At 74.6% G+C, this 13,374-nt stretch carries 8 protein-coding genes and 1 pseudogene; 8 read left to right on the top strand and 1 reads right to left on the bottom strand.

Going from position 1 to position 13,374, the window contains the following annotated elements; genetic code table 11:
• Positions 1–9: 9 nt before the first annotated feature.
• Complete coding sequence (locus ACIPYS_RS06865) at positions 10–1,392, bottom strand: MATE family efflux transporter (RefSeq protein WP_400744121.1); 1,383 nt, start codon at positions 1,390–1,392, stop codon at positions 10–12.
• 297 nt (positions 1,393–1,689) lie between these two features.
• Between ACIPYS_RS06865 and ACIPYS_RS06860 the strand changes: the two genes are divergently transcribed.
• The 8 genes and pseudogenes from ACIPYS_RS06860 to ACIPYS_RS06825 all read left to right on the top strand — a co-directional run bounded on the left by ACIPYS_RS06860 (position 1,690) and on the right by ACIPYS_RS06825 (position 13,352).
• A complete protein-coding gene (locus ACIPYS_RS06860) occupies positions 1,690–2,232 on the top strand; it encodes a PadR family transcriptional regulator (protein WP_400744118.1) in 543 nt (180 codons plus the stop codon).
• 169 nt (positions 2,233–2,401) lie between these two features.
• On the top strand, positions 2,402–3,319 hold the full coding sequence (locus ACIPYS_RS06855) for a class I SAM-dependent methyltransferase (protein WP_400744115.1): 918 nt from the start codon (positions 2,402–2,404) through the stop codon (positions 3,317–3,319).
• Between the two features lie 121 nt (positions 3,320–3,440).
• Positions 3,441–4,577 carry an acyltransferase domain-containing protein gene (locus tag ACIPYS_RS06850; protein ID WP_400744112.1) on the top strand — a complete coding sequence of 379 codons (1,137 nt, stop codon included), beginning with the start codon at positions 3,441–3,443 and terminating at the stop codon, positions 4,575–4,577.
• A gap of 190 nt (positions 4,578–4,767) precedes the next feature.
• Entirely contained in the window at positions 4,768–5,658 is an 891-nt protein-coding gene (locus ACIPYS_RS06845) for an oxaloacetate decarboxylase (RefSeq protein ID WP_093863704.1), read from the top strand.
• Positions 5,655–5,993: a hypothetical protein gene (locus ACIPYS_RS06840; protein WP_093863703.1), complete on the top strand. Its 339-nt coding sequence runs from the start codon at positions 5,655–5,657 to the stop codon at positions 5,991–5,993. Before ACIPYS_RS06845 ends, ACIPYS_RS06840 begins: the two co-directional genes overlap by 4 nt.
• 53 nt (positions 5,994–6,046) lie before the next feature.
• Positions 6,047–7,075: pseudogene (locus ACIPYS_RS06835) on the top strand (bile acid:sodium symporter family protein); the annotation flags it as partial.
• Positions 7,076–7,903: 828 nt separating this feature from the next.
• Positions 7,904–12,088, top strand: coding sequence for a helix-turn-helix domain-containing protein (locus ACIPYS_RS06830; RefSeq protein WP_400744109.1), 4,185 nt, complete (start codon positions 7,904–7,906; stop codon positions 12,086–12,088).
• Between the two features lie 253 nt (positions 12,089–12,341).
• Complete coding sequence (locus ACIPYS_RS06825) at positions 12,342–13,352, top strand: NlpC/P60 family protein (RefSeq protein WP_400744107.1); 1,011 nt, start codon at positions 12,342–12,344, stop codon at positions 13,350–13,352.
• Positions 13,353–13,374 lie beyond the last annotated feature (22 nt).

The raw sequence follows: 13,374 nt of genomic DNA, 5'->3' as shown, positions 1-13,374 counted from the left end.
GCATGCAGCTTAAGCAGGCGCCTTCCGCTCGATCAACCGAATTTCTGACGCCTCCTCAGGCCCGTTCCGGACCGGTTCGTCCCCGACGGCGCCGATCCGGCGGCGGGGCACCGGGACCAGGAGCAGCGCGAGTTGGACCAGGGCACCGATCGTCGTACCGGCCCAGAGGCCGCTGATCCCGAACGGGCCCGAAAGGGCGGCACCGGAAGCGAGCTGCGCGGCGAGGCCGACCAGCACCGCGACCACCGGCCGCCGTCCGTCGCCGGCCGCCTGGCGCACTCCGCCGAGGGCGACCACCAGCGCGTAGGGCAGCAGGTAGCAGCCGGCCGCCCGCAGGAAGCCGACGGCCTCGCCGGTCACGGCCGGGTCGTCCGTGAACAGCGCGGTCACCGGTCGCGCGGCCGCCACGCAGAGCAGGGCCGCGCCCGCACCGAGGGCCCCGGCCAGCACGGCGGTGTCGCGGGCGAGGGAGCGCACGGCGGCGGCGGGGTCGACCCCGGCCCGCCGCGCCGCGCCGGTCAGCCGGGCGGCCTCGATGGCGGCGGCCTGCCGGACGGCGTAGAAGGCCATGGTGACGATCAGCAGGACGCGGTAGCCCACCCCGTACCCGGCCACGGCCGACACGCCGAAGGCCGCGACCAGGCCGAGCTGGACGGCCCCGACGCCCATCCGGGCGGTGAAGTCCAGGCCGAACGGCGCGCCGGTCGCGGTGATCGCACGCCCCTCTGCGCGCAGCCCGCCCACCGGGGCCGGCAGTCGGTGACGGCGGCGGAGCAGGGCGGCGACGGCGAGCGCGACGGCCCGGGAGGCGGTCAGCGCCAGCGCCGCGCCGGTGACGCCGAGCGCCGGGAACGGGCCGGGCCCGAGGATCAGCACCGGGTCCAGGGCGAGCAGCAGGGCATTGCCGAGCAGGGCCGTCCGCAGCGGCGTCCGGGTGTCGCCGACGCCCTTGAACAGCTCGTCGGCGATCCGCTGGGCGAAGAACAGGGCGAAGGCCGGGAAGGACACGGTGAACCAGTCGGCGGCGAGCGCGGCGGCCTCGCCGTCCAGGAAGGCGTCGGCGATCCGGTGCCGGGCCAGGAAGCCGGGGACGGCGATCAGGAGGCTGCCGAGCGCGCAGAGCCGCCACGCGGCCCGGGCGACGCGCCCGGCCCCGGCCGGGTCGCCGGCGCCGTGGGCGTGCGCGAGCCGCACGGTGGTGCCGGAGGCGACCACCAGGACCAGGCCGAGCAGCAGGTTCTCCACCGTGCCGGCCAGGGTGACGGCCGCCACCGCCGGCGCGCCCAGCCCGGCCACCCAGTAGGCGCCGACGACGGAGGCGACCACCCCCGAGAGCAGTTCCCCGTAGACCGGTCCCGCCAGCGCCACGAGCCGTGGCAGATGCCCCCGCATGCTTCCTCCGCTGTCCCCGTCGGCCTTCGGCGTCGATGACCTCGAATAGAGATACATCGAATCGAGGCACATCGGCAAGAGGTATCCTGGCGCCGTCACGGAGCGCGCGGCCACGAGCTGCGGACCGCCGGTCCGGACGGGAACGCCGACGACGGCGGAACGCCACGGAGGCGAGCCACTCGCGAAGGCGAACCACCCTCGGAGGCGAGCCGCCGCACCCGTGACCGACCGCCGCGACCACCGCGACGGCGACGCGCCACGCCGCCGGAACACCACGACGATGGAGGACCCCCGACCGTGCTGACGCTCGCGATCCTCGGTTTCCTGCACGACGAGCCGCTGCACGGCTACCAGCTGAAAGCCCTGATCACCGGCCTGACCGGCCATCTCCGGCCGGTCAGCGACGGCGCGCTCTACCCCGCGATCACGCGACTGGAGAAGGCCGGACTGCTGCTGCGGCGGACCGAGCCGGGCACCGGAGCCGCGCCCCGGCAGGTCCTCGAGCTGACCGCCGAGGGGCGCGCCGAGCTGCAACGGCGACTCGCCGAGCCGACCGAGGTCGAGATCTCCGACCAGATCCGCTTCTTCACCGTCGCCACCTTCCTGGACCGGCTGGCCGACCCGGCCCGACAGGCCGCCGTCCTCGGGCGACGGCTCGCCTTCCTGGAGGCGCCGAGCAGTTTCTTCTACGACGCCGACGGACTCCCGGTCACCGCCGAACGGGAACCCAACCCGTTCCGGCGCGGCATCCTGCTGGTCGCCCGGGCCTCCGGGGCGGCGGAGCGGGCCTGGCTGACCGAGACGATCGCCGAACTGGAACACAGCCTTCCGAATACCTGAGCGGACTCCCGGACACGATGCTCCCGGGGGGCTCCCGTCGGCCCCGCGGGTGGCTATGATGACCGCCACCCCCGCGGCCGGACCCGTCCGGCACCCCGGCGCCGGCCGCGAGTGGCCAGGTCACGGGCCGGTACCCGACCCGCGCCGTCCGCACCCGAGGGAGACCGCCGTGCCCAGTGCCGACATCGCCGACGCCGCGGACACCACGCCCAGCGCCGGCGCCACCCGGTCCGCGACCGGCGGCGGACCGGGCGCTGCCCGGGGCGCCGCGCGCCGGGAGGACATCCCGGGCTGGTTCTTCCGGCTGGACCAGGAGGCCTTCGGGCACCTCCTCACTGCCCAGAGCACGGCCGGCACCACCGGCGACATCCTCGAACTCGGCAGCTATCTGGGGCGCAGCGCCGTCCTGCTCGGCGACCACGTGCGGCCGGGCGAGCGCCTGACGGTCTGCGACCTGTTCGACTCGGACGCGGGCGACGCCGACAACGCCGCCGAGATGACGATGTCCTACCGGACCACGCTGACCAGGAGCGGCTTCGAGGCGAACTACCTCGCGTTCCATCCGGAGCTGCCGACCATCGTGCAGGCGCCGACCTCGGTACTGGCCGACGGCCGGGTCCCGGAGGGCAGCTGCCGTTTCGTCCACATCGACGCCTCCCACCTCTACGAACACGTGGCGGGGGACATCGCGGTGGCGCGGCGGGCACTGTCCGGGACCGGCCTGGTGGTGCTGGACGACTACCGCTCGGAGCACACGCCCGGCGTGTCGGCGGCGGTCTGGCAGGCGGTGTTCACCGGCGGGCTGCGGCCCGTGCTGCTGACGCCGATGAAGTTCTACGGGACCTGGGGCGACCCGGAGCCGGTCCGGCGGGCGCTGCTCGCGCGCGACTGGCGGGCGGAGGGGTTCACGGTGGACGAGGACACCATCGCCGGCGCGTCGGTGCTGCGCCTCAACAACGCGGTCCGTCCGGCGGTGCGGCGCTCGGGTGCGCGCCGGCTGCTGCTCGACCTGCTGCCGCCGGTCGCCACCCGGTCGGTCCGGCGGGTACTGGGCACGTTGCGCGGGCGGCGGGGGCCAGGAGCGTAGCGGACGCGGCGGGGCCGGGGCACCGCGGACGCGCCGTGGAGCGGCCGGGCCGCCGATAGGGTCGGCCGGTCGGGCCCGCCGACCGGGCGGGCCGGACGCCACACCCGTGGAGGGCTCCGAAGTGCCGTCGAGAACGCCCGATCTGCCGCACCCGCCGCACATCCCCGAGTCCGCCGGGCCCGCTCGGCCCGCCCGACCTCCGCAGCTCCCGCAGCTCCCGCACCTCCCCCGGCTCCCGTCGGACGAGGACCTGGTCGACGCACTGCTGGCGCTCGCGGTGCCGTTCGAGGAGGTGAACGGCCTGCTGGCGGCCCGCACCCGGCTGCACCGCGACCGGGGACTGCGGACATTCTTCGAGGAGATGCTGCGCACGCAGGCCGCGGCTGTGGGAACGCTCGGGCAACCGGCCGGGCTGGACCGCGACTGGGCCGCCGGAACGGCCGGCGGCGAGGGCCTCGCCGCGCTGCTGTTCGTGGCCCTGGCCCCGCTCGCCCGCGCGCACCACCGGGCGCTCGGCATCCCGGCGGAGGTGACCGCGTCGACGCTGGCCGACCTCGGCCGGCAGCTCGCGGTCAGCCGGTGGCGCGGCCGTGCCGGACTGGGCAACGCGCGCTGGCTGACGCTGCACTTCCGGGGCGAGCTGTTCCAACTCGGCCGCCTCCAGTTCCAGCGCACCCGCCTCAGCGGCGGGGACTCCCCGGCGGCCCGGACCCCGGACGCCTCGGCGGTGCTGGCAGCGGACGCCGAGGCCGCCCGGGCCGCGGGCGTCGAGGGGTGGAGCCTGCAGCTGCACATCCCCGACCACTGCGGGCCGCTCTCCCCCGCGGCCTGCGACCGCGCGCTGGAGCGGGCCCGGGCGTTCTTCCCCCGGCACTTCCCCGGGGAGCCGTACCGGGGTTGCCACATCTTCTCCTGGCTGCTCGATCCACAGCTCGCGGACCATCTGCCGGCCGAATCGAACATCATCCGGTTCCAGCGGCGGTTCTCCCCGCTGGAACGGCCGGACCGGCCGCCGGTGCCCGAGGACACCAATCCGCTGAAGTTCGTCTTCGGCGACATCGACCGGCCGCTGGACTCCCTCCCCCGCGACACCGTCGTCCAGCGCGTCCTGGTCGACCATCTGCGGGCGGGCGGCCACTGGTACGTGCGGGGCGGCCGGCTGCCGCTCGGGACCGCCGCCCCTGGTGTGCCTCTGGCCGCGCCCTCAGCCGCACCCCCGGCCGTGCCCCCGACGGTCGCGCCGGCAGCGGATCGCTGAATACAGATCAGACGACATTATCTTTCAGATAAATCTGACCGGCTTCACCCCAATGAGGGAACATCCATTAAAGATTTGCCCACGGAACATTAAAGGGCGCATAGTGATGATGCCTCAGTTGGCCATAGGAATGGCCAAGCTTCGGCAAAGTCCCGTGCGTGTCGCGCATGGATCCCCGGCAGAAGAGGAGATGGCGTTGCGTCACGAGAACCTTCACGGCAGCTACGGGCAGCGGCTGCGCGAGCAGATCGCCGCCCCGGGGACGACCCCGCTCATCGGGGTGTACGACATGTACTCCGCCTCCATCGCGGCCGAGCACTACGACGGCATGTTCGTCTCCGGCTTCGGCTTCGCGGCCTCCTACTACGGACTGCCCGACATCGGCTTCATCGCCTGGCCGGACATGGTCGCCTTCGTCGAGCGGCTGCGCGGCGCCTTCCCCCGGCACCACCTGCTGGTCGACATCGACGACGGCTACGTCGACCCGGAGGTGGCCTGCCACGTGGTACGGCGGCTGGAGCGGATCGGCGCCTCGGGCGTCATCCTGGAGGACCAGAAGCGGCCGCGCCGCTGCGGCCACGCCGACGGCAAGCAGGTCCTCCCCCTCGAGGAGTACCTGGAGAAGCTCGACCAGGTGCTCGCGGCCCGCACCGATCTCCTCGTGGTCGCCCGCACGGACGCCACCGAGGAGACCGACATCCTGCGCCGGGCCGAGGCCCTCGCCGCCACCGGTGCGGACGTGGTGCTGGTCGACGGCGTGCGCAGCGAGGAGTGGATCCGGAGGATCCGCCGGGTGGTGGGTGACAAGCCGCTGCTGTTCAACCAGATCGCCGGCGGCAAGTCGCCCCGGCTGTCGCTCTCCGAGCTGGGCGCGCTCGGGGTGGACGTGGCCATCTACAGCACGCCGTGCCTGTTCGCCGCCCACCGCGCGATGGACGAGGCACTCGCCGGCCTCAAGGTCGCGGACGGCCGACTGCCGGCCGAGGCCGGGGGGCGGGAGCCGATCGGCGTCCGCGAATCCACCGAGCTGCTGGAGCGGAACATCGCCCGTGTCCCGACGCGCGAGGAGGTGGGCGTGTGACGCTCCGGCGGCCAGGGCCGGCCGTGCCGATCCTGGCCGAGGCGCCCTCGCGCCGGGGCCGCCACCGGGTGCTGGCCGTGGGGCTGGCGCTGGCGGCCTGGGCCCTGCTCGGCTGCGCCGTCCCGGGCGCGGCCGTCGGGGCGGGCAGTCTCCTCACCGTGATCGACAACTCCGGGGCGGACTCGATCGTCGAGATCGACCGGACGGCCGATCTCCTGTTCGGTCACGGCTCCGCCGGCAGCGATCACGACGGCCCGACCTCGGTGGTGCCCGGCCTGCTGGGCCTCACCGGAGGCACTGCGGCGTCCCCAGCAGCGGAGGAGGACGAGGAGTGACCACGGTCGGTCAGCACCGCTCGCCGCCGCCGGCGGAGGCACCGAGCCCTCCAGTGGGCAGCGGCGAACGACGACGGCCGTGGTGGCGACTGCTCGACCCCTATGTAGCCGCGCTGGCCGGGGCGGTGGCACTGGCCGCGCTGTTTCCGGCCTCCGGACGGGCGGCGCACTGGGCCGAGCTGGCCTGCGAGTTCGCGGTGGGGCTGCTCTTCTTCCTCTACGGGGCACGGCTGTCCACCCGGGAGACCGTCGCCGGGTTGCGGCACCTGCGGCTGCACGGCCTCGTCCTGTCCTGCACCTTCGTCCTGTTCCCCCTGCTCGGCCTCGCCGTGACGGCGCCGGCCCCCGTCGCCGACGCCGGGCCGCTGCGGACCGGCGTGCTGTTCCTCTGCCTGGTGCCGTCCACCGTCCAGTCCTCGGTGGCGCTGACGGCCGTCGCCCGGGGGAACGTCCCGGCCGCGATCTGCGCGGGCACCTACTCCAGCCTGGCGGGCCTGCTGCTGACGCCGCTCCTCGCGGCCTGGCTGCTGGGAGCGGACGCGGCCCTCTCGGCCGACGGACTCCTGCGGATCTGCGGCCAGTTGCTCGCGCCCTTCGTGGCGGGGCAACTGCTGCGCCCCTGGATCGGCGGATTCCTGGGCCGCCACCGCCGGGCGCTCGCCCCGGTCGACCGGGGATCGATCCTGCTGGTCGTGTACACCGCGTTCAGCGGCGCGGTCGAGCAGGGCGTGTGGGCCACCGTCACGCCGGTCGCACTGCTCGGACTGCTGGCGGTCCTGCTGTTCCTGCTGGCAGCCGCGCTCGCCTCCGCCGGGCTCGGCGCACGACTGCTCGGCCTGGACCGCGCCTCCGGTATCGCGGCGGTGCTCTGCGGCTCGCAGAAGAGCCTGGCCGCCGGGCTGCCGATGGCCGCCGTCCTCTTCGGCCCCCAGGCGGGTCTGCTGGTGCTGCCGTTGATGATGTACCACCAGTTGCAGCTCGTGGCCGGCGCATTCCTGGCCGCACGCTGGTCCTGCACGGCGTACCGCACGCCCGCCGGGGTGACGGACGGAGCGGTGAGCACCTCCGGGCCCCCGTCGGACGGACGGGAGCCCGGGGGCGATGACGCAGGGTCAGCAGGCGCTCGGGCAGAGCGTCACGTACCAGGCGGGGTTGAAGTCGAACGGGTCCTCCTTGCTCACGGCGAAGCTGCTGCGGATGGTGTGGCCGCTCCCGTCGGTGATCTTCATGAAGGCACCGCCGGTCTGGTTGTTGAACCAGGATCCGGACCCGTTCCAGTTCGCCAGGCTGTAGGTCTGGTAGTAGAAGAGGTCGAAGCGGGTGCCCTGCCAGCCGACCCGGGTGTAGAGGCAGACGTTGCCGGAGGCGCAGTCCCAGTTGACCGGGTCCGCGGGGTGTCCCTGGACGCCGCCGACGGTGGCGCTGTCGTTGTTCCCGGTCGTGGTCGCGCCGGCCGTGCTCGGAGTGAGGGCGAGGGTCGCGGCGCCGGCGAGGGCGACGACGGCGGTAACGGCGCGCTTGAGGGTGCGCTTGGTCGAACTCACGATGTGCCTCCAGATTCATGATCCCCGATGGAGCGCCGATGCGGGAGCGTCCGGGTGGGGCCGGACAAGCGCGGCCCCGGTGAGCCGGGAGCCGGCCGACCTCCCGATCGGCGCCGGTTTCGAGAGTCGCCTCGTCGCCGGAGCCGCGTCCAGGCAGACGCCGTTGCCCGTACCGACAGGAAACGGGAAACGGTCCGGGAAACCTCGCCGACCTGTGCGGGTGGTCGGCGACAGAGAACTGATGCATCGTCAATAAGGAGATGAACAAGGGACGGAGAAGATTTACGCTTCCCGGCACTCGCGGGCCGCACTGCGGCAAGGATGAGGCGAGGATGAGGCGAGCGCGTCAACCTGAAGGGGGGCAGGATGAGGCAGGAGGCCGACGAAGCGCCGCAGGCTCCACCCGGTTTCGGGGCGGAGTTGCGACGACTGCGACACGAAAGGGGGCTGTCGCTCACGGCGTTGTCCCGGCTGGTCCACTACAGCAAGGGGTATCTGAGCAAAATAGAGAACGGCGGCAAGCCCGCCACCCTGGACCTCGCCCAACGGTGCGACGACGTACTCAGGGCCGATGGCGCACTGGTGCGGCTGCTCGAACCGGTCCGCGACCGCGCTGCGGTGGGGCGGGACGCGGAGACAGCGGCGGAGGCAGCGGCAGACTCCGAGAGGGAGGTCGCGTCGGCGTCGCCTGTCGCGGACGACGGTCCGTGTCCCTACCCCGGGCTGGCGGCGTTCGGCCCGGACCAGGCCCGCTGGTTCGCCGGGCGTACCGACACCATCGCCGCCCTGCTCCGTCGACTCGCCGAGCGAGCCGGGCAGGGACCGTTGGCGGTCGTCGGGCCCTCGGGGGCGGGAAAGTCCTCGCTGCTGATGGCCGGCCTCGTGCCCGCGTTGCGCACGGGTGCACTGCGCGGCGAGGACGGGACAGAGCGGCGGGTGGTGACCTGCACGCCGACCGCGCACCCGATGACGGCCCTGGGCACCGCGCTGCGCCACGCCGACCAGGAACCCCCGATCGGGGCGGGCAGCGGACTGGCCCTGGTCGTGGACCAGTTCGAGGAGACCTTCACCCTCTGCACCGACGAGCAGGAGCGCCGGACCTTCGTCCGCTCGCTCTGCGCACTCGCCACGGCGCGGCCGGCCACGCTCGTGGTGCTCGGGGTGCGGGCGGACTTCTGCGGACGTTGCCTCGAGCACCCGGAACTCGTCCCGGTGATCGACCAGGGGCTGTTCGCGCTCGGCCCGATGACCACCGCCGAGCTGCGCGAGTCGATCACCTTCCCGGCGGCCGAGGCCGGGCTGCGGCTGGAGCCGGGACTGGTCGAGGTACTGCTGCGCGACCTCGGCACGCACGCCACCGGCAGCCCCGACCTCGGCAGCCCCGTTGTCAGCGGTCCCATTGTCAGCAGTCCCGATGTCAGCAGTCCCGATGTCGACAACCACAACACCGGCGGCCACGGCGCCGGCAGTACCGACACCGGACCGCGCGGCGTCGGCGCGCAGCACAGCGGCGGTCCGGACGGTGCGTCGGGCCCCCGGCCGGGCTCCGCCGTCGCCCCCGCCGTCGCCCCCACTCCCACCGTGGCCCCCGGCGTTCTCCCGCTGCTCTCGCACGCGCTCCTGGCCACCTGGCAGCAGCGGACGGCCGACACCCTCACCGTGGACGGCTATCTGCGCACCGGCGGCATCCACGGCGCGGTGGCGGAGAGCGCCGAGCGGGTCTTCACCCGGTTCGGCCCGGCGGACCGGGAGCTCGCCCGCCAACTGCTGCTCCGACTGGTGCAGGTCGGACCGGAGGGCGAGGAATTCAGGCGCCCCGTGCCCAAGGCGGAGCTGCTGGCGCCGCTGCCGGGTCCGCCCGGGGGCCCGGACCGCCCCGTCCCACCCGGGAGCGGCCGGAACGAGGCCGCCCCGGTGCTGGACGCCTTCGTCCGGGCCCGCCTGCTGACCGTGGACCGCGACACCGTCGCCATCACCCATGAGGCACTGCTGCGCGCGTGGCCGAGGCTGCGCCACTGGGTGCACACCGACCGGGCCGGGCTGCTGGTCCGCCGCCAGCTCGCCGAGGCCGCCGCCGACTGGGAGCGCGAACGGCGGGACCCGGCCGCCCTCTACCGGGGCACCAGGCTCGCCGCCGCCCGTCAGTGGGCCCGGGACCCGGTCCACCGGGCCGGGATGACCGGTTCGCAGGGCGCCTTTCTGCGGGCGAGCGACGAGCAGGAGGAGCAGCGCCGTGACAGCGCCCGGCGGCAGGCCCGTCGGGAGCGCCAACTCCTGGTCACCCTGGCCGGACTGCTCGTCGTGGCGCTCGCCGCCGGGGTGTTCGCCCAGCAGCAGCGGACCGCCGCGCTCGACCGGGGCCGGACCGCGACCTCGCTGGCGCTGGCCGCCGAGTCGGCCCGGCTCGCCGCCGGCCGCCCGGAGGCCTCGATGCTCCTCGCCGAGCGGGCGTTCCGCGTCGCACCGACGCCCGAGGCCCGGGGCGCCCTGCTCAGCACCCAGGCCCAGCCGTTCGCGGGTCGGCTCCTGGGGCACACGGGGCCGGTGAACAGTTGCTCGATCAGTCCCGACGGCCGGCTGCTGGCCACCGCCAGCAGCGACGAGACGGTACGGCTGTGGAGCCTGCCGGACCGTCGGCCGGCCGCGACCCTGACCGGGCACAACAGCGCCGTCCGGGCAGTCACCTTCAGTCCGGACGGGCGTCTGCTGGCTTCGGCCGGGTCCGACGGCACCGTCCGGCTCTGGGACGTCGAGCAGCGCCGGCCGCCGGTCGTCCTGCGCGGTCACGTCGGGCCGGTCCGCTCGGTCGCCTTCGCCCCGGACGGACGGACGGTCGTCTCCGGCGGGGCCGACCGGACCGTCCGGGTCTGGTCCACCGTCGGCTGGGACACGCCCGCCCCCGACCGCCCCGCCACCCCCGGACCCACGATCACCGCACCGGCCACGACCTCCGGAGCCACGATCACCGCACCGGCCACCACCGGACCGGCCACCGCCACGCCCGCCACGCCCGCCACACCCACCGCCGCACCCACCGCCGCCTGGGAGGAGCCGCCGCCCGACGCCCGTCTCCTCCTGACCATGACCGGCCACGACGGTGAGGTCCTGACCGTGGTCACCGGACCGGACGGCCGCACCGTCGCCTCGGCCGGCGCGGACCAGTCGGTGCGGCTGTGGGACACCGCCACCGGCACCACCACCGCGGTCCTGGGCGGCCACCGCGGCCAGGTCCTCGGCCTCGCTCTCACCCCGGACGGCCGCACCCTCGCCTCGGCGAGCGCCGACCGCACGGTGCGACTGTGGGACACCGCCACCGGCACCACCACCGCGACCCTCACCGGCCACAACGACGACGTCAACGCGGTGACCTTCGCGGACAACGGCGCCACCCTGGTGAGTGCCAGCGGCGACGGCGCGGTCCGGCTCTGGGACGTCGCCGGGCGCCGGGTCACGGCCACGCTCGGCGGGCACACCGACTACGTCCAGGGTGTCGCCGCCAGCCCGGACAGCAGCCTGCTGGTGACCGCCGGCTTCGACCAGTCAGCGGTGCTGTGGGACCTGGGAGCGGCGGCGCTCGCCCCGCACCCCTTCGCGGAGATCTCGCGCGCGGTGTTCAGCCCCGACGGGCGCACCGTCGCCACCGCCGGGGCCGACCGCTCGGTCCGGCTCTGGGAGGTCGCGACCCGACGCGAACGGGCCGTGCTGGCCGGGCACGAGAGCCAGGTCCTCGGGGTCGCCTTCAGCCCGGACGGCCGACTGCTCGCCTCGGCGGGGTCGGACGGCACCGTCCGGCTCTGGGACCTCGCCACGCTGCGCGAACGGGCGCGGTTCACCGGCCACCAGGGCTCGGTGTTCGCGGTGGCGTTCAGCCCCGACGGCCGGCTGCTCGCCTCGGCCGGCGAGGACCGCACCGCCAGACTGTGGAGCGTCGAGGGGAACGCCGAGTGGGTGCTGCTCGGGCACGAGGACTTCGTCAACACCGTGGCCTTCGCCCCGGACGGCCGCACCCTCGCCACCGGCAGCGACGATCTGACGGTGCGCCTGTGGGACATCGCCGAGCGGCGGCCGACCGCCACCCTGACCGGTCACACGGGCGCGGTGCGGACGGTGGCCTTCTCCCCCGACGGCCGCACCCTCGCCAGCGGCGGCAACGACAGCGCCGTCCGCACCTGGGACCCGGCCGCCCACGGCCCGCGCATCACCTTCACAGGTCACACGGGCGCGGTGCGGGCGGTCGCCTTCTCCCCCGACGGCCGCACCCTCGCCAGCGGCGGCAACGACGGCACCGTCCGCACCTGGGAGGCTCCGACCGGCGCGCCCAGGGCGACGCTGACCGGTCTCGGCAGCGCCGTCTGGTCGGTCGACTTCAGCCCGGACGGGCGGTCGGTGGCGAGTGGCGGCAGTGACGGCACGGTCCGGCTGTGGCGACAGGACACCGGGGAGCGGGCGGCAGCCATCTGCGGGCTGCTCGGCCCGGTCGACCCGGAGCGCTGGTCGCGGCTGCTCCCGGGGCAGCCCTACCGCAGGGGATGCGACGGCGGGACGGGCTGACAGGGCACGGTCCCGGCAGCTCAACGGCGGTTTCCCGACGGCGTTTCCCGTTTCCCGCCGCGATGGGCGACGGTGGCCCGCTGGACGCCGTCCCGGCCGGCTTGCCAGGCTCGGACCACCCTCACGGCGCGCGCTGTCCGCCGCGCGCCCCGGCATCTGTCCGCGCGGCCGGAACCGAGCTGGAACGCCCTTGAACGCCATTGGCGACCAGCAGGCGCCCGGCCGGCACACAGCAGGACGAGAAGAGGCATCCGTGCGCTCGAAACACCCCACCACCAACCTGGCCGGCGTAGTACTCGCCCTGCTGGCCGGTCTCCTGACCACGACGGTCCTGGTGTCCCCCGCCTCGGCCTCCCCCGCGCCTCCGTCGGCGCCCACGGTCCCGTCGGCACCGGGCACCGCGGCAACACCGGGACCACCAACACCGACAGCACCGGCAACACCGGCAACAGCCACGGCACCGGGCCCGACAGCCGCCGCCGACTGCGCGGCGCAGGGCGCCCCGAGCTCCGAGGCCGCCGGCCGGGCCATCACCGCGGCCTGCACCCAGGTCGCCGCCGGCACCTGGTACACCTGGGGCGGCGGGCACGGCCCGACCCCCGGAGCGACCTACGGCTCGGTCGACCCGAGCGACCCCGAGCGCTCCCGCAACGACCCGTACCGGATCGGCTTCGACTGCTCAGGACTCGTCCGCTGGGCCTGGTCGCAGGCCGTCGGCCAGGACGTCGTCGGTCAGAAGGACGCGGCCGAGATCTTCGGCCTGCCCGGTCAGCGGCTCGGCACCGACACCGCCGCGCTGCTCCCCGGCGACCTCGTCTTCTGGGGCCGCTCCTGGGTGCACCACGTGGCGATCTACCTCGGCGCCGGCAGGATCGTCGAGGCCCGGGAGTCGGACACCCACCTCATGGTGTCCGACCTCACCAGCCACACCATGTCCGACTACGCGGGCGCGGTGCGCTTCGCACCGGGTGACCAGGGGACACCGCCCGGCGGCACCACGACGCAGCGGACCTGGAGTTCGGGGGTGAACGTCCGGCCGGCGCCCTCCACCGCCGGCACCCCGGTGGCCGTCCTGCCCGGGCCGACCACGGTACGGGTCTCCTGCCAGGTGCACGGCCAGTCGGTCACCGCCGAGGGCTACACCAATGACGCCTGGTCCTATCTGCCGGACTACCGGGGCTGGATCAGCAACATCTACCTCCAGGGGCCGGCCTGGCTCACCGACGTCCCGGAGTGCAAGCCCCAGCCGGCCCTGCGCTCCTGACCCGACCGAGCCCCTCCCGGGA

It is taken from the genome of Kitasatospora sp. NPDC089913, from assembly GCF_044748625.1.
In the GTDB taxonomy this organism is placed as follows: domain Bacteria; phylum Actinomycetota; class Actinomycetes; order Streptomycetales; family Streptomycetaceae; genus Kitasatospora.
Note: the sequence above shows the minus strand (reverse complement) of the source record. Positions and strands in the feature narration are given on the sequence as shown.

What these genes read in the sequence shown, in the direction of transcription:
- ACIPYS_RS06865 (WP_400744121.1), bottom strand. Translation starts at nt 1,392, where the DNA reads ATGCGGGGGCATCTGCCACGGCTCGTGGCGCTGGCGGGACCGGTCTAC.
- ACIPYS_RS06845 (WP_093863704.1), top strand. Translation starts at nt 4,768, where the DNA reads ATGGCGTTGCGTCACGAGAACCTTCACGGCAGCTACGGGCAGCGGCTG.
- ACIPYS_RS06830 (WP_400744109.1), top strand. Translation starts at nt 7,904, where the DNA reads ATGAGGCAGGAGGCCGACGAAGCGCCGCAGGCTCCACCCGGTTTCGGG.